General features: G+C 68.9%; 11 protein-coding genes. 7 read left to right on the top strand and 4 right to left on the bottom strand.

Annotated elements, in window-relative coordinates:
* The first annotated feature begins 10 nt into the window (after positions 1–10).
* Positions 11–3,073, top strand: coding sequence for an ATP-binding protein (locus AC1Q6P_RS16820; protein WP_492664036.1), 3,063 nt, complete (start codon positions 11–13; stop codon positions 3,071–3,073).
* Between the two features lie 36 nt (positions 3,074–3,109).
* On the opposite strand, the gene AC1Q6P_RS16815 is transcribed toward AC1Q6P_RS16820, so the two are convergent.
* Both AC1Q6P_RS16815 and AC1Q6P_RS16810 read right to left on the bottom strand, forming a co-directional pair.
* Complete coding sequence (locus AC1Q6P_RS16815; RefSeq protein ID WP_492664035.1) at positions 3,110–3,817, bottom strand: hypothetical protein; 708 nt, start codon at positions 3,815–3,817, stop codon at positions 3,110–3,112.
* 158 nt (positions 3,818–3,975) lie between these two features.
* Positions 3,976–7,569 (bottom strand): Dyp-type peroxidase, encoded by a 3,594-nt coding sequence (locus AC1Q6P_RS16810; protein ID WP_492664034.1) that lies wholly within the window; start codon positions 7,567–7,569, stop codon positions 3,976–3,978.
* Positions 7,570–7,873: 304 nt separating this feature from the next.
* Between AC1Q6P_RS16810 and AC1Q6P_RS16805 the strand changes: the two genes are divergently transcribed.
* Positions 7,874–8,059 (top strand): hypothetical protein, encoded by a 186-nt coding sequence (locus AC1Q6P_RS16805; protein ID WP_492664033.1) that lies wholly within the window; start codon positions 7,874–7,876, stop codon positions 8,057–8,059.
* Between the two features lie 2 nt (positions 8,060–8,061).
* Here the strand turns inward: AC1Q6P_RS16805 and AC1Q6P_RS16800 are convergent, their stop codons facing one another.
* A complete protein-coding gene (locus AC1Q6P_RS16800) occupies positions 8,062–9,336 on the bottom strand; it encodes an MFS transporter (RefSeq protein ID WP_492664032.1) in 1,275 nt (424 codons plus the stop codon).
* Between the two features lie 70 nt (positions 9,337–9,406).
* On the opposite strand from AC1Q6P_RS16800, the gene AC1Q6P_RS16795 reads away from it, so the two are divergent.
* On the top strand, positions 9,407–11,434 hold the full coding sequence (locus AC1Q6P_RS16795; protein ID WP_492664031.1) for a hypothetical protein: 2,028 nt from the start codon (positions 9,407–9,409) through the stop codon (positions 11,432–11,434).
* A 12-nt stretch (positions 11,435–11,446) separates the two neighbouring features.
* Here the strand turns inward: AC1Q6P_RS16795 and AC1Q6P_RS16790 are convergent, their stop codons facing one another.
* Positions 11,447–12,274, bottom strand: coding sequence for a MipA/OmpV family protein (locus AC1Q6P_RS16790; protein WP_492664030.1), 828 nt, complete (start codon positions 12,272–12,274; stop codon positions 11,447–11,449).
* A gap of 310 nt (positions 12,275–12,584) precedes the next feature.
* Between AC1Q6P_RS16790 and AC1Q6P_RS16785 the strand changes: the two genes are divergently transcribed.
* The 4 genes from AC1Q6P_RS16785 to AC1Q6P_RS16770 are packed head-to-tail and all read left to right on the top strand — an operon-like array spanning position 12,585 to position 15,791.
* The gene (locus AC1Q6P_RS16785) at positions 12,585–13,331 is read left to right on the top strand and encodes a TetR/AcrR family transcriptional regulator (protein ID WP_492664029.1); all 747 of its coding nucleotides are present in this window, start codon (positions 12,585–12,587) and stop codon (positions 13,329–13,331) included.
* Complete coding sequence (locus AC1Q6P_RS16780) at positions 13,328–13,765, top strand: hypothetical protein (protein ID WP_492664028.1); 438 nt, start codon at positions 13,328–13,330, stop codon at positions 13,763–13,765. The genes AC1Q6P_RS16785 and AC1Q6P_RS16780 overlap by 4 nt, the downstream gene beginning before the upstream one ends.
* Positions 13,765–15,102, top strand: a complete 1,338-nt coding sequence (locus AC1Q6P_RS16775) for an ABC1 kinase family protein (protein ID WP_492664027.1) — start codon at positions 13,765–13,767, stop codon at positions 15,100–15,102. Before AC1Q6P_RS16780 ends, AC1Q6P_RS16775 begins: the two co-directional genes overlap by 1 nt.
* Positions 15,099–15,791: a molybdopterin-dependent oxidoreductase gene (locus AC1Q6P_RS16770; protein ID WP_492664026.1), complete on the top strand. Its 693-nt coding sequence runs from the start codon at positions 15,099–15,101 to the stop codon at positions 15,789–15,791. Before AC1Q6P_RS16775 ends, AC1Q6P_RS16770 begins: the two co-directional genes overlap by 4 nt.
* Positions 15,792–15,821: the final 30 nt, after the last annotated feature.

The following is a 15,821-nucleotide window of genomic DNA, read 5'->3' as shown; positions in this document are numbered from 1 at the left end:
CGCCCAGGCCATGCCCGACCCTCACGATCGCGCCCCAGTGCCACAAGCCGTCGGGCAGCGACGCCATCTCACCATCCTGTTTTCAGACCTGTCGGAATCCACCCGGCTGTCCGATGCCATGGAGGCGGAGCATTACGCCGCCATGCTGGCCGAGGTGCGCGGCCTCTACCAAAACCTGATCGCCAAGCACGGTGGCACGGTGGTGCGCATTCAAGGTGACGGCGTGCTGGCCATCTTCGGCCACCCGCAAGCCCGCGAGGACGACGGCCGCCGCGCCACCGAGGCGGCGCTGGAGCTGCACCAAGCCGTGCGGCGCATGAAACCACAGACCGCCGCGGCCGCCTGGCCGGCCGGCCAGGGCCTGAGCCTGCACACCGGCATCCATGCCGGCATGGTGCTGATCGAAGAGGGCGACGCCATGCGCGGCCGCTTCGAGCTGCTCGGCAACACACCCAATGTCGCGGCTCGCCTGGCCGCCGAAGCCTGTGCCGACGAGATCCTGGTCAGCGCCGAGACCCTGGGCCCGCTACACCCCTTCTTCCAGACCAGCGAACGCCGGATGGTCCCGCTCAAAGGCCGGCAAACGCCGCTGGCGGTCTACAGCATCCTGGGCCAGGTCAGCATCGGCCGGCGCTTTGAGGCCAGCAAGCGCCGCGGCCTGGCGCCTTTTGTCGGCCGCGCCGCCGAGCTGGCCCTGATGGAGCAGCGCCTCGATCAGGCCTGCGCCGGCCAGCCGCAGTGGCTGAGCCTGCGCGCCAGCGCCGGCGTGGGCAAGACCCGGCTGACCGAAGAGTTCCTGCGCCGCGCCGCCGATCGCGACTGCCGCGTGCTGCGCGGCTATTGCGAAAGCTACCTCAGTGCCGAACCCCTGCAGCCCTATCTGCAGATGCTGCGCACCCTGCAGCGCCAGGGCTCGGCCGAGGCCGATGCAGTGCTGCGCGGCCCGGCCAAGGCGCGCCAGGAGGCCGTGCTGCAGCTGCTGCTGCAACTGGCCGGCCAGGGGCCGCTGCTGCTGCTGATCGACGATCTGCAATGGGCCGATGACGCCAGCCTGGCCTTGCTGCACCGCCTGCGCGCCGAGGCCGAGCGCCGGGCCTTGCCCTTGATGCTGCTGAGCGCCACCCGGCCTGCGGTGGTGACCGAGACCCCGGCCCTGCTGCTGCCCATCCACCACGGCCACGAGGCCGACGAGGCCCTGCACCACCACGAGCTGCTGCCGCTCAGCGAAGAGGAGGCGCGACAGGCCATCGTCCAGCTGCTGCCGGGCACCGATCCCTTCATCAGCGCCGAGGTGCAGCGCCATGCCGGCGGCAACCCGCTGTTCATCGAAGAGCTCTGCCACGCCCTGGCCCACCAGCGCGGCAGTGGTGGGCTGCCTGCCGCCGAGGAGGCGCCGCCCGCCCTGAACCCGGCCAGCGGCGGCCATGCCTGGCTGGCCGCGCTGATCGAGTCGCGGGTGGCGCGCCTGCCGCCTGCCCAGGCCCAGCTGCTGCGCGTGGCCGCGGTGATCGGTGCGGTCATCCCGACCTGGCTGTTCGAGCGCATCAGCGGCTGCTGCGAGAAGGACCCGGTGGTGCTGGAGCTGGCCGAGCTGGACTTCATCTTCCCGGCCGGGCAGCCGGGCCTGCTGCGGTTCAAGCACGGCATCACCCGCGATGTCATCTACGAAAGCACCGGCCTGCACGAACGCCAGGCCCTGCACCGCCACATCACCGCCGAGCTGCGCGCCCAGCTGGCCCTGGGTGGCCAGGAGCCCGCACACGAGCTGCTGGCCTACCACGGCGGCGCCGCCGGTCAATGGCAGGAAGCCGCCCACCATGCCGAGCAGGCCGGTGACCAGGCCCTGGCCAGCTCGGCCCTGGACCGCGCCAAGAAGCAGTACCGCGCGGCCCTGGCCGCCCTCGAGCATCTGCCGCCCAGCGAAGAGGTGCACCGGCGCTGGATCGCCATCGCCCACCGCTTCGGCATGGCCTGCGTGTTCGACGCCTCGCGCGCCGATTTGCGCGTGCTGCAGCATGCCACCGGCCTGGCCGCCCTCAGCGGCGACGCCACGGCCATGGCGCGCGCCCAGTACTGGCTCGGCTATGTGCGCTACGCCCTGGGAGAGGCCCGGGCCGGTCTGCAGCTGTGCCTGCGCAGCCAGGAACAAGCCCTGATCGCCCAGGACCAGACCCTGCTCGCCCAGATGCCCGGCACCCTGGGCCAGATCCGCGCCGCCACCGCCGAGTACACGCCCGCCCTGCAGCTGCTCGACCAGGCCATCGCCCAGCTGCGCCCGCAAGCCGGCGCCTCATCCTCCAGTACACGCCGCCCACCGATTGGCCTGGCGTATTCCCTGGCCTGCCGGGCCTATGTGCTGGGCGACCAAGGCCATTTCGGCGCGGCCGATGCCGCGTTTGAAGAAGCGCTGAGCCTGGTCCAAGGCAGCAACCATGCCGTCGAAGCGTCCATCCAGGGCTGGCGCGCGGCCGTGCTGCTCTGGCAGGGGCGCTGGGCCGAGGCGCAGGTCTGCGCGGCCGAGACCCACCGCGTTGGCGCCCAGGTGCGCAGCCTCTTCACCTTTGCCATGGGCCATGCGGCCGGGGCCTACGGCGCCTGGATGGGCGGCGGCTGCCCGCTGGCGCGCAAGGCCCTGGAAGAAGCCGTGGCCTGGCTGGCCCCGCGCGGCGGTGGCCTGTTCAGCTCACTCAACCACGGCTGGCTGGCCGAAATCCTGGTGCAGCAAGGCGAAGCAGATCGGGCCCGCAAGCACATGGCCCTGGCCCTGAAGCGCGCCCGGCAAAGCGACTGGATCGGTGTGGCCATGGCCTACCGCGCCGCCGCCCGGCTGGCGCAAAGCCAGGGGCAGCCCGAGCGGGTGATGCGTTACCTGGCCGCCGCCCACGCCGTGGCGCAGCGCCGCGGCTCCATGCACGAACGCGCCGTCACCGAACTCTGCGCCGCCGAGCTGGCATTGCAGCGCGGCGAATCAGGGGCCGCCCGCGGCCTGCTCGATGAAGCCGAATCGGCGTTTTTCACCATGGGCATGGATTGGCATTTGGCGAGGGCGCGGGGATTGCGGCAGCAGTTCTGAAATCAGCGCGTTCTGCAGCAAACAAATGGCATCTGATCAAGGGCGACTCTGCAGGCCAATCTTGGCCGCAGCCTGAGTCAGTTCGGCCATACGCCCCTCCTGTGGCCAGCCATGGATGACCTCCACCACCACACCATCGCGCAAGAAGACAAAGACCGGTGTGGCCCAGGTCTCGACAAAGCCAAGATTGGCAACCCGATCCACAAACTCGTAGCGCGCGCCGGGGTGGTCTTGCTGCCAACGTTCCAGCTTTTTCAAATCCAGGCTGTCGTTGGGCAGGGCAAGCCAGGTGATGGCATCCAGCCAACCCTGGGCTTTGGCCAGTGCATAAACCGCCGGCCTCGCCACTTCAGAGTAGCCGCAGTGGGCATCTGTCGTGACGATCAGTTGCGGGCCATGCGTCCTGAACAAGGGCTTCTGACGGGCCACGCCTTCACGATCCACCTGCCACGAAAAAGGCCTGGGCACGGTGGCCGCGCCCAGGCGGACCAAGCGTGTGGGCATGGTGTCTTCGGCTTGGGATTGCGCCCGCAACTTGCTGGACTGGGCCTGGTCCAGATTCCATGACAGCTTGTAGGCCAGGCGCAGGTAGCGATAGAGCCGCGGATCCATGTGTCCACCGGCCTCCAGCTCAGCCACCAGGGCCTCCAGCGCGGCGATGTGCTCTGCCGACGGGTCTTTGAAGATCCGGTTGACGATGGCAAAGAACTGCGTGCGCTTGGCTTCAAGTGACGCCTCCGCCACGGAGGGCGCAGTCGGCGCCGGTTGCTCTGCCTGAGCACAGGCCCCCATGCCTCCCAACAGCAAGGCCGCTAGCCACAGCCTGCGCTTGTCTCGATTCATCATTCAGCGTTGCCTCTCTGTCGCAATGAGCCTGTGGCGCCTTCGAGTGCTTGCAAGGATCAGCCCAACTGCACCGCCAACACCGTCGGCGACGGCGTCGCCCGCAGCACGCCGGCTTCCAGCAGGCCGGCGGCCACACCCAGCATCACGCCCACGGCCATGGCGTAGCCGGGGCAGGCGTGCAGGGGCGCGGGGTCGACGGCGTCATAACGGTCGCCGCCGAACATGATGGTGTGATCGCCCGGGTTCTGGGCGGCGCAGGAGACGATGCCGACGATGATCTTGTCGCCCTCCTGCACCTCGACACCGCGCAGACGGTGCGTCACGCGGGCGCGGCGCCAGACGGCGGCCGGCACCGGCTGGCGCATCATGGTGGCGAGCAGGGTGGGCCGCAGGGTGGCCACGGCGCGCGCGTACACCTGATCGGCGGCCGCGGGCGCGCCGCCCAGCCAGTCCTGCTGCAAGTCCCAGAGCTTTTTGGTAACCACCCAGGCAGCCAGGCTGGAGACCTGGTTGCCATGCACAGTGGGCGGGAAGCCGAGCATGATGCCGGCCAGGGTGCGCGGGACGATGTCGGGATCGAGCTTGGCGGCTTCGCTCAGCGAGTCCTTGATGGCCTGGCTGATGGCCGGCAGGGCGGGGTTGGTCTCCAGCCATTCGCGCACAGCGCGCTGCAGGCCCTGGCCCTTGGCGCTGGCCACCTGCTCGACCACCGGGCCGGGCTGCGGGCCGAAGACATAGCGGGACACGGCGAAGAAGTCGCGCGGGCAGCGCGGCGCACTGTTGGCCGCACCGGGCACATAGCCGGTGCCCAGCATCTGCTGATCGTTGGGCAGGCCGAACCAGAGGGTGCAGAGCTTGTCCAGCACCACTTCGGAGAGCTTCTCGATGTCCAGCAAGGCCTCGCGCAGGCCCAGCTTCTGGTTGCCCTCTTTCAGGGCCGCCAGGTAAGCGCGCGCCACGCGGTAGCTGGCGGCAAAGGCCTCGGGCTCGCTGATGCTCTCAATCGCCGTGTTGATGGCCGGTGCCTGCTCGCGGTGGCCGCTGTCCTCGTCCATGCCGAGGTAGCCCAGGCCGATGGAGCGCTGCATGCGCTCGCCATAGCCGCGCACCGAGTAGCGCTGCTGGCTGTCGCGGAAGACCTCGAGCACGGCCGCGGCCTCGCCGACCAGCACGCCGTAGGCGGTGCGCAGCACGCCACCGGGCTGGGCGCGCACATAGGCCCAGGCGGCGTCGCGGCTGCTGGAATCTTCCAACCATTGCTGCCAGGCGGCGGCGTTGTCCAGGGCCGGCGCACGCTGCGGCGCGGGCGCGGCGGCCGGCAGGGGCTGCTCGACCAGGGCCGGCAGATGGCGCAGGGCGGGCAGGGAGGGCACGAAGAAATAGGCGCCCCATTGCAGCTCGACAAAAGGCTGGTCGCCCAGGTCCAGGTGGACGCTGCGCGGGCCGGCTTCGGTCTGCTCCTCAAAACGGTAGATGCGCGGCTTGCCCTGGGTGGCCACGGCCAGGAAGGGGTCGGACTGCTCGGCCAGGCCGCCGCTGGCATTGCCGCCGGCGATCCAGCGCTGCAGGGTCTCGAACTGCTCGGCCAGATGGGCGTTGTAGGCCATGAAGATCAGGCCGCGGTCCTGGTCCTTCTCATCGTCCTCGCGGGCCGGCTGCGCCAGGCTGCCGGTAGTGGCCGGGCCGTAGGACATGCCCCGGCGCAGCACGCGCGGCACCGCGCCCTCGCGCGGGTTGACGCGGCGGATGTGGGCGTGGAAGGGGCAGGCGCTGCCCGCTGAATCCTGCTGGTAGGTGAAGGCATTGCTGGGGCCGCTGCCGGGCGCGGCCAGCGGCTCGCCATCCAGGCTGCGGCCCATCATCTTGGCCAGCACGCGCTGCGGGTCCAGGCCGTGGATCTGGGCCTGCTCCTGCACGCGGCGCTGCAGGCGGCCGACATGCTGGCGCAGCTTGCGCACGACCAGGAAGCTGCCCAGGTCGAGCAGGGCATCGGCCTTCTCAGGCACGGCATGGCGGTCGCGCGAGGTTGGGAAGCCCAGCACCACCTCGCCGCGCGGCACCGCGTCGGACCAGGGCTTGCCCGGTGCCGTGGGCGGGTTGGCCAGCGGGCCGCCGGCGCGCTGCGGGTCCACCTGGGGTTGGCTGATGCCGTCGATGAAGCCGAAGTTCTCGCGCGTGGCGCCGCTGCTCGGGTCGATATTGCGGCGCATGTCCTGCACGGCCAGCACCTGCAGGCCGCTGTCGCGCTCCAGGCTGGCGATTTCGGCATTCACCGTGGCTGCATTCACACCGGCACCAAAGCGCAGCTGCACCACCAGGTGCACGGCATTGAGGTCCACACGCGCCGCCGGGCTGGCGCGCTCGGCCGCGCCGCGCGGCCAGTTGCGCTCGGGCAGCTTCCAGTAACGCGGGTGGTTGTGGCGCAGATCGCCGAGCACGCCGGCGCGCGCCTCCATGCCTTCCTGGAAAGCCTGAGGGAAGCGCGCCAAGCGCGAGGCCGGCACGCCCAGGGCGCGCAGCCCGGCCAGGCTCAGGGCCACATTGCGGTAGAAACCGCCGGCCGGGGCTTCACCGAGCAGGGTCTGTGCCTCGCTGCTGGGCTTGAACTGCTGGCTGAGCCAGGCCACCGCTTGGCTGCGATTGGCCACGCGCAGCAGCACCAGGGCGCCACCGACCAGATCGGGGTAGGCGCTGAGCATGCCGCCCTGGATGTCGGCATCACGGTAGGCCAGGGCGCGCGGCTTGACCTCGGGCTGGGGCGGCACGGTCTCGAACCAGGCAAGCATCTTGTAATGCGTGGCACGCAGGGCATAGCCGGCGGCCAGCAGAGGGTTGGCCTGCGCCTGCTCGGGCGTGGGCGGCAGCAGGGGGAAGCGCTTGAGGGTGTCCAGACCGCGCAGTTCGAACAGCACATCGCGGGTGGCGCGCAGCAGGCAATAGCCATCCGGCGCGCTGGGCAGGAAATAGCGCTCCAGCGAGTACAGCGCCGCCAGCGCCGGCAGGCCGCGCACCGCCATGTCGAAGGCCGCACGCGGCTCGCTGGGCAGGGGCTTGCTCTCGCCTGGCAGCGGCCGGCGCAGCCGGGTCACGGCCAGATCGCCACCCTCGGGATGCAGGCGGCTTTGGCGCTCCAGCTCGGCCAGGTAGTCGTGGTCGCCGCAGCTGCGGCCCGATTCCAGGTAGAGGAAATCGGCCGAGAACTCGTTGACGCGCACCCACTCGATATAGCGCTCGAACGAAGTCTCGCGCGAGAGGCGGTAGCCCTCGCAGTGGCAGAGCATCAGATCCAGCATGCTGCCCAGGTCATCCCAGATGACGCGCATATACGGCTCCCAGCCGCCGTCGAAACAGACATTGAGCAGGAATTTGTGCGGCGTGCCCTCGGCATCGATGCCCGGGCGCGGCTCGACGATGGCCCAGCGGAAGGAATGGACGATGCGAAAGCGGCTGACCACATCGGTGAACAGCTCGGGCGTCTCGCTCGACTCGCGCGCCGACTGGCGCAAGGCGTTCAGCGTCTTGAGCACGCGGCGCAGGCGCTCAAGGTGGGTGATGGTCTCGAAGGCGTTGACGAAACCGGGCTTGATCGGCGTGAGCAGGCACAGATCGGTGATGCCCTGCAATTGGGTGTCTTGGCGGCTGGCTGGCATATTGGAAAGCTCCCTCGGTGAATATGTCGCGAGGCACAGCGTCCCCGCAGCACACGACGGCGTGATGACAGCCACGGCCGAGGTGCGCCGCCGACCATAGTGGCTGGCCGCCGTTCTGTCCTCGGGATTTCTAGGGATTCGCGGCCGGCTGGGGTGGGTTCAAGCCCGCTTTTCGTCGCCCTGGATGGCGATTCGCGCGCTCCGGCCTGCAGCTCGTCGCCCGAGCCTGGAATGGCCCGGCGAGATTGCCGACACTTCAACCATCGCAACAGAGGAGCCCACCCTCACCAAGGAGATTCGCATCATGGACACCCGCAACACCAGCCTTCTGACCACCTTGTTGACCGCCCTGGGCGCCGTCGCCGCCTCCGCGGTGCTGGCCCTGAGCCAGGCCGAACCGGCCGCGCAGCAAGAGCAAGGTCAGCCGTCGCTGCGTGTCAGCAACAGCGTCGAGCTCAGCCAGAGCCTGCTGCCCGTGACCAAGAGCTGATCTCAGCGAAACAGCTGCGGGTGCTGACGCGCGTACCAGCCCTCGGCCTGCTCATGCGGCAGGTTGAGGAAATCGCGGTAGCCCGGCACCCAGCGATAGGCCAGACCGACCAGGAACAGGCCCAGGCCGAACAGCAGGTAGATCCGGTCCACGCCCAGGCGCAGCAAGCCCAGGCCGGCAAGACCTGGCCCCAGCACCCCAGCGATGTGCATGACCATGAGATTCACCGCCATCAGCCGTGATCGATACGCCTGTGGAATGGCCAACATGCGGTGGGTGTGACCCACCAACTGCACGGTAGCAATGCAGGCCCCAAGCACGGCAAAGCAGAGCACGATCACCAGCCCCTGGTGGCTCACTCCAATGACGGCCATGCACAAGCCCTCGACCAAGATGGCCGTCAGGCTGGCCCTGAAACGACCCATGCGCTCAGCCAGCCAAACCGCCCCACCAAGCGAGCCCAACAACATGCCGGCCGACAGGCCCGCCTCGCAGGCGCCCAGCCAGGCCCCGGACAAGCCCAGGGACTGCACCTTCAAGGGCACCAGCATGCCGATGGCCGGGCCGAAGAACACCATCACCAGAAACGACACCGTGGTCCAGCCGCGCTCCAGCGGCATCTTCCATTTGGCCGCCAGCCCGGCGCGCAGCTCGCGCAGCCAATGGCGGGCGTGCACTTGGGGGCGCAGGGCCGGTGTCTGCACGCGCCAGGCCAGGGCCGCAGCCAGCGCCAGCAGCACGGCGTGCAACCACAGCGCTGCCGGCGTGCCGGCCAGGGCCAGCACCGCGCCACCAAGGGCCGGGCCCAGCAAGCGGCCGATGGCCTGCGCGCTCTTCTGCAGGCCCAGGCCTTCGGTCAGCTGGCTGGGCGGCAGCAGCTCCGCGACGATGCTGAAGGAGGCCGGCATGATGGCCGCCATCGCCACCACCGACAGCAATTCCAGCGCCATGACCCAGTGCAGCCGATAGAACCCGGCTTGGGCCAGAGAGGCGAGCAGCAGGGCTTCGAGCGCCATCAAGGCCAGGCCTGCCGAGATCAGGAGCTTTTTGTCCAGCCGGTCGCCCAGCGGTGACAGCAAAGGCAGGGCCAGGCAAGAGCCCAACGCCAGGCCGCCTGCAAACAGGGCCAGGTGCGCGGCACCGCCCTCATGCGCCACCCACCAGGGTGTGGCCACGCGCCCGACCATCAGCGACAACAACATCAGGGAATCACTGATCAGCAAGAGGCGGAAGGGCCCGCTGAAGGCAGCCAGGCGTCGGGCGGTCGCTTGTAACATCGCGCCAGTTTGACACGCGGGGCCGGCGCGGCCGTGACCCCAAGGCCGCCAACACGGACCACGCCACGCCATGCCCCAACGCCCGATCCCCACGGACTCGAACCGCCGCACTTTCCTCGCCGCCACAGGTGGCATGGCCCTGGTTCTGGCCGCCCTCCTCGCGGGCTGCGGTGGCGGAGGGGGCGGCGGTGACAGCGCGCCTACGCCCGTGCAGCCGGTGCCGCCGGTGGCCGAGGTGCCGCCGCTGAGCAGCCAGTGCCAGAGCAACTCGGTCGCCCGCCTGGCCCAGCCCGCCACGCTGCAAACCGGGCGCAACCAGGAGCTGAGCCTCCTGGCCTGCCCCGGCCACCGCCTGAGCCAGCTGCGCTGGGAGCAAAAGGAAGGCGCGACCCTGGCCACCCTGTCCGCGCGCTCGCAGGCGCTGACGCTCGAGCCCAGCGCTGCCGGCAGCCACCGTTTCGATCTCAGCTACCAGGATGAGCTGGGCCGCAGCCACAGCGCCAGCTTGCCGCTGACCGTGGCGGCCGACGCCAACCCGGCGGCCTTGCGCGCGGTGCTGCGCGGCGAACCCAGCGTCTATGCCGGCGGCAAGTTCTCGATTCGCGCCTGGCTGCCCGGCTTGAGTGACACAGAGCTGGCCACGGCCAGCTGGCGCTGGGAACAGCTGGAAGGGCCGACACTGAACCTCAGCGGCGCCAGCGGCGCGCGCTTGGTGGCCTCGGCGCCAGCCGCCAGCAGCGACACGCTGCTGCGCCTGCGCGCCAGTGCCGATCTCGGCGACGGCCGCAGCGCCAGCGGCGAGTTCAGCCTGCTGGTGCAGGCCCTGCCACCGCTGCCGGCCAACCCCCTGTTCGGCAGCGACGAGACCCCCAGCCGCGTCTACCCCTACAAAGCCAGCAGCCCCCGGGCCGCTGCCTTGAGCGAGTGCATCTACCACCCGGGCCTCAGCTCCAGCAACCCCAACAACCTCTGCACCCTGAGCAAGCTGCCCCTGCTGGGCAGTGCCAGCAGCAACGGCACGCCGACCGTGGACGAGATCATGGACCGCGTGCTGGTCTCCAACGACTGGATGGGTGCCAACTTCGAGCGCTTTCTGCGCGAGCAGGATGTGCACGGCGATTTCCGCCGCATGCTGGCCTCGGTGACGGCCGTGGTGATCGGCGGCCGGGTCCGCCCGGCGTTCTACTGGAGTGCCACCGGCGCCATCTACCTGGACGCCGCCAACCTCTGGCTGACACCCGAGCAGCGCGACACGGTCAGCGAGACACCGGACCCGCGCAGCGACAACGGTGCCTTGCTCAACTACGCCAGCCCCTGGCGTTATGTGAAGGACAACCGCCACGCCATCACCAGCCTGGCCGTGGCCAAGCGCGCCTCACGCAGCCTGGAGGATGTGCAGAACGCGCTCGGCTCCCTGCTGTACCACGAGCTCAGCCATGCCGGCGATTTCCTGCCGCCGCGCGTGCATGCCAGCCTGCTGGGCAGCAGCAGCCGGGTCTACGAAGCCATCCCGGCCCTGACCGCCTCGGAGCAGCTGAATCAGCGCTACCCCTTCTTCTCGCTGGAAATGCGCGGCCTGGCACGCGTGCTGTCCTACGGCGACGCACCCACCGCCACCCAGATCGGCTACCAGCCGCTCGACGTGGTGCGCTTCTTCAGCCAGGACCGGGTCAACGACGACTACAGCTACTCCGTCGCCAGCGGCGCCGCCTTCTCGCGCGAAGACACGGCCATGCTGATCGAAGAGGCGCTGATGCAGCGCCGCCTGGGTGTCTGGCGCGATTACGCCATCACCAACAAGCTCGAGCCCGGCGCCAACAGCGCCGACCTGACCGTCGTCTGGGGCCAGCGGGGCCGCATTGGCGAAGCGGCCATCCGGCCGCGGCTGCAGCTGGTGCTGGCCGAGATCATGCCCTGGCTGCCGGCCGATTTCGCCGATGGCCTGGGCGCACCGCTGGCCCTGCGCACCGGCAGCAGCTGGGGTGCCAACCTCGACCAGGCCGCCCTGCAGGCCGGCAAGATCAAGCCGCTGAGCGCCCAGCAGCGTTACAACGAGCAGGAGCAGACCACACGCGCCCTGCTGCGCGGCCATCGCTGACGCCCCATCTCATCAGAAGGTGTAGCCCAGGCCGACCAGCACGGTCGGTGCGCCTTTGCGCTCGACCAGCGGGCTCTTGGCCGCATCGCCGAGCACGCGGTGGTAGCTGGCATTGGCCATCAGGCTCATGGAATCGCTGAGCTTGTAGCGGGCCGACAGGCCGAGGTCGGCGCCGTAGAGGCCGGCCTTGGGGTGGAACTCCTTGAACGAGGTGGCCGCCGCCTGAGCGGCGCTCACGCCGTAGTAGGACTGCAGATAGCGCTTGTCGGCAAAACCGAGCGACACCTCGGCGCCCAGCTCCAGCGGGCCGCTGGCCAGCAAGGGCAGGCTGCTGCCAATGCTGGCCAGGGTGCCGCCGTGGCCCTTCTTGCCCAGCGCCGTCTTGAGCTCGAAGTTCAAAGGCAGGCCCAGGCCGCTCCAGCTGCCAGCCACGCCCAGCTCGCCACTGGCCTTGATCTTGCCCATGCCGCGCAGGCGGTCACTGCCGCTCTGGCCCAGAAAGCCCTTGACCTTGTGATCCTCACGGCCGGCGTCGACACCCAGGGTCAGCGCAAATTGAAAGTCTGGCTTCTCCACCGCCCAGTAGCGCAGGCCACCGAGGGTGGAGGCTTCGAAGGCGCCCTTGCGATAGCGCAGATCGGGCAGCAGCACGGCATGGCTGCGGCTTTCCTTGGCGCCGACGTACGTGGGGCTGTAGACGGCGCCGATGCCGATCAGGCCATGCAAGCCCTCGCTGGGCGACGACGACTCGGCGGCCTGCGCGCCGAGGCCGGACAAGGCCAGCACGGCGAGGGCCAGCGTGGCCTTGAGGTTGAGATGATGGTTCTTGACTGGGTTCATGGTGGGCGGAAGCTTCGCTCGGGTTGATCGGTGCCGGACCGCTGCCCCATTGGGGCTGGCCGACCGGCAGGGCGCACTGTGCGTACTTGTCGCCGTCACCGCCACCGAACTCGGCGAAGCGCAGGCCCACGCACCGCGACGGCGCAGACCTCGGGCTGAGCAGCCAAATCACCCATGACCACCGGCACAGGTCCGCGTCAGGCATGCCTGGTCGCGGACGCAAGCCCCCGTTCTCAGCCGATTAAAGTTTTGCACTACACAATAAACTCCTGTATCTTCCATCTCAAAAGATAGTCAGTATTTATTAAACATGCGAACCAGCAAAACCCAGCAAGACAAAACCCGGCGCCTGCTGCTGCGCGTGGCCGTGGACCTGATGAGTCGCCAGGGCTTTGATGGCACGACCATGAAAGAGATCGCCCGTGCCGCCGAGCTCGGTGACGCCACCATCTACAAGTACTTCCCCAGCAAAGAAAAGCTGGTGCTGGCGTACTTCGAACAGCAGGCAGGCGACGCGATTGCCCTGATGCAGAAGACCCGGGGACAGCAGGACTTCAGCCTGCAGGAGCGCCTGCAGCTGCTGCTGGACAGCCTGTTGGAGCTGTTGCTGGCCGACCGCGAGTTCGTCGCCATCGCTCACCGCCTGATCCAGGGCGCGCCGCTGTTGCTGCTCAGCCAGGACTTGCCCGGCAAGGCCAAGCTGCGCCAGGCCTTTGTGGAGATGCTGAAGCAGGCGGAGGTCTCCGCTGAGATCGCGCCCTGCGGCTTCAAGAACAGCCTGGCTGGCTTGATGGCCGATGCCGTCTACGGCCTGGTGGCCTACTGGCTGCGCGACGACTCCGAGGAGTTCGGCAACACCCACCAGCTGGTCGACCTGAGCCTGGGCGTGCTGGTCCTGGCTTTGCAAAGCGGCCTGATCAACAAGCTGCTCGATCTGGGCGGCTTTGTGCTGCGCAGCCAGTTGGCCAGGCTGTTGCAACACGGGCCGGGGGGCGGATTGCTGGAACTGCTGGCCCTGACCAAGCGCGGCCTGAGTGCCGGGGTGGCAGCGCGATGAGCGGGCTCAGCAACAGCTGGCTGCTGCTGGGTGGCCTGTTGAGCGCGATCGCCGCAGCTTTGCATGTGCTGATCGTGTTGGGCGGCCCGTCCTGGTATCGCTTTTTCGGCGCCGGCGAAGACCTGGCTCGCATGAGCGCAGCGGGGAGTTGGTGGCCGGCAATCCTGACCTGCGGCATTGCCATGGTGCTGGGTTTGTGGGCGCTCTACGCCCTGGCGGCCAGTGGGCTGCTGGGCCTCCAGCTGCCGTGGCCAAAGCTGGCACTGAGCTTGATCACCGCCATCTACTGCCTGCGCGGGATCGCCATCATTCCCTTGCGCATCTTTGCCCCCGAGCACAGCACGCCCTTCCTGGTTTGGAGCTCGCTCATCTGTCTGGCGTATGGCGTGGTGCACCTGATCGGCTTGCGCCAGGTCTGGGATCAGCTGCCGTGATGGCCAAAGCCCCTCGTACCAGCCGGCTGGCCCGAAGCGCCATCGCCGGCACCGCCGTGGCGCGCGCAGGGGTGGCCCACCTGAGCCACAAACTGAAGCCTCGAGTCCCAGCGACCGGCGCCGCGGACCCTCGTGCCCAGTTGGCACAGCAGACGCATGAGGCGGAGCTCGGCCGCATCCTGTTCGGGGCGCTGAATCAGCTCAAGGGCACGGCACTGAAAGCCGCTCAGTTGCTCAGCATGGAACTGGACTTGCTGCCCGAGGCGCTGCGCCAGGAGTTGAGCCGCGCGCAGTACCAGGTCTCGCCCTTGAACCGGGCGCTGGTGATCAAGCTCTTGCGCCAGGAGTTCGGTGCCGGGCCGGAGTCCTTGTTCGCCAGCTTCGAGGCGCAGGCTTTTGCTGCGGCCAGCCTGGGCCAGGTGCATGGCGCCACGCTGCAGGACGGGCGGGCGCTGGCGGTCAAACTGCAATACCCAGGCATGGCGGCCTCGGTCCACAGCGATCTGGCACTGCTGCACCTGCTGCTGCGCAGCGTGGGCGGGATGGGCTCAGTCACGGCGCCTCGGCCCGAGGTCTTGGACACGGTGCTGGGCAGCATCGAGCAGACCCTGATTGAGGAGCTCGACTACCGGCGCGAGGCCCAGCAGCTGGAGTGGTTCCGCGATCGCTTGCAAGACCTGCCGGACCTGGTGCTGCCGCGAACCATCAACGCCTTGTGCAGCGCCCGCGTGCTGAGCATGGAACGCCTGCCTGGCTTGCATTTGAAGGAATGGCTGGCCACCGGGCCCAGCCAGGCGGAGCGCAATCGCCACGGCCAGACCTTGTTCGACCTGTTCATGCACAGCAGCTTCCGCCTGCACAGGCTGCAGGCCGACGCTCATGCCGGCAACTATCTCTTCATGCCCGACGGACGCCTGGGTTTGCTGGACTTCGGTTGCACCCGGGAGCTGCGACCGCAGTTCAGTGTGTCGCTGGCCGCCGCCTGGTGTGCCCTGCTGAGCCAACCGTGTGACAAGCCGGCCCTGCAGATGGCCTACGAGACGCTGGGCTTGATCACACCGGGCCTGGATGCCGCCGATTTCGGCACTCGGCTGCTGCCGGCCTTGGCGCCCGTCCTGAACTGGCAGGTCAGGCCCTTCCGTGACGCCGAGTTCGATTTCGGCCAGCACCCGCCACCACCGCGACCCAGCGCCGAGCACCAGCGCATCGCCATGAGCTATCTGCGGCAGATGGCCCCCGAGCTGCCTTTCTTCGACCGCGCCTACCTTGGCCTGCTGCAACTGCTGCGCCAGCTGGGCGCGCGGGTGCGCACCGGCAACCCATGGATCCACGGATGACCCAGACCTTGCCACCGGGCCAGCATCGGCGGCTCGACTTCCCCCGCTTCGGCCTGCTGCGTTTCGCGCAGCGCATGCCTACCCAGGCACCGCCGCTGCGGCTGCGGGTCTGCGGCCTCGTCAGGAAAGAACTGTGGCTCGACGCGGCCGCCTGGGCCGGCCTGCAGCGCGTGACGCTGCAATGCGACTTCCACTGCGTCACCGGCTGGTCCAGCGCAGGGCTGAGCTGGAGCGGGGTGCGCATGCGCGATGTGTACCAAGCCCTGATCCAAGCGCAGGCTGAGCCGGACGATCAGGTCGCCTACGTCCTCATGAGGGGCAGCGATGGCGCTCGTGCCTGCCTGCCGCTGGCCGATCTGCTGGCCGAAGATGTACTGCTCGCCGACCAGCTGAACGGGCAGGCCCTGGGCCTGGACCATGGGGCACCGCTGCGCCTGGTGGCGCCGGCCCACTACGGCTACAAAAGCGTCAAACATCTGGAGCGCCTGGAGTTCTGCCGCGACCTGAGCCGCTACCGAAGCAGCGCCTGGCGCTTCATGGACCATCCACGCGCCCGGGTGGCCCATGAAGAACGCGGACGCTGGCTGCCCGGCTGGCTTCTGCGCTGCCTGTACCGGCCCCTGGTCACGTTCACAGTGCGGCGCTTTGCCAAGGCCGGCACGGCGGATCGCCTGGCGAAGCACGGTTGAACCCAGCTTCACAGACCGAGGCGATGCGCT

This window comes from Roseateles sp. GW835-FHT13E02 (genome assembly GCF_058794035.1).
This window is presented reverse-complemented; position numbering and strand designations above follow the sequence as displayed.

Excerpts from the sequence above, each read along its gene's own strand:
- AC1Q6P_RS16820 (WP_492664036.1), top strand. The coding sequence starts at position 11 with ATGCCCGACCCTCACGATCGCGCCCCAGTGCCACAAGCCGTCGGGCAG.
- AC1Q6P_RS16810 (WP_492664034.1), bottom strand. The coding sequence starts at position 7,569 with ATGCCAGCCAGCCGCCAAGACACCCAATTGCAGGGCATCACCGATCTG.
- AC1Q6P_RS16805 (WP_492664033.1), top strand. The coding sequence starts at position 7,874 with ATGGACACCCGCAACACCAGCCTTCTGACCACCTTGTTGACCGCCCTG.
- AC1Q6P_RS16800 (WP_492664032.1), bottom strand. The coding sequence starts at position 9,336 with ATGTTACAAGCGACCGCCCGACGCCTGGCTGCCTTCAGCGGGCCCTTC.
- AC1Q6P_RS16795 (WP_492664031.1), top strand. The coding sequence starts at position 9,407 with ATGCCCCAACGCCCGATCCCCACGGACTCGAACCGCCGCACTTTCCTC.
- AC1Q6P_RS16790 (WP_492664030.1), bottom strand. The coding sequence starts at position 12,274 with ATGAACCCAGTCAAGAACCATCATCTCAACCTCAAGGCCACGCTGGCC.
- AC1Q6P_RS16785 (WP_492664029.1), top strand. The coding sequence starts at position 12,585 with ATGCGAACCAGCAAAACCCAGCAAGACAAAACCCGGCGCCTGCTGCTG.
- AC1Q6P_RS16780 (WP_492664028.1), top strand. The coding sequence starts at position 13,328 with ATGAGCGGGCTCAGCAACAGCTGGCTGCTGCTGGGTGGCCTGTTGAGC.
- AC1Q6P_RS16775 (WP_492664027.1), top strand. The coding sequence starts at position 13,765 with ATGGCCAAAGCCCCTCGTACCAGCCGGCTGGCCCGAAGCGCCATCGCC.
- AC1Q6P_RS16770 (WP_492664026.1), top strand. The coding sequence starts at position 15,099 with ATGACCCAGACCTTGCCACCGGGCCAGCATCGGCGGCTCGACTTCCCC.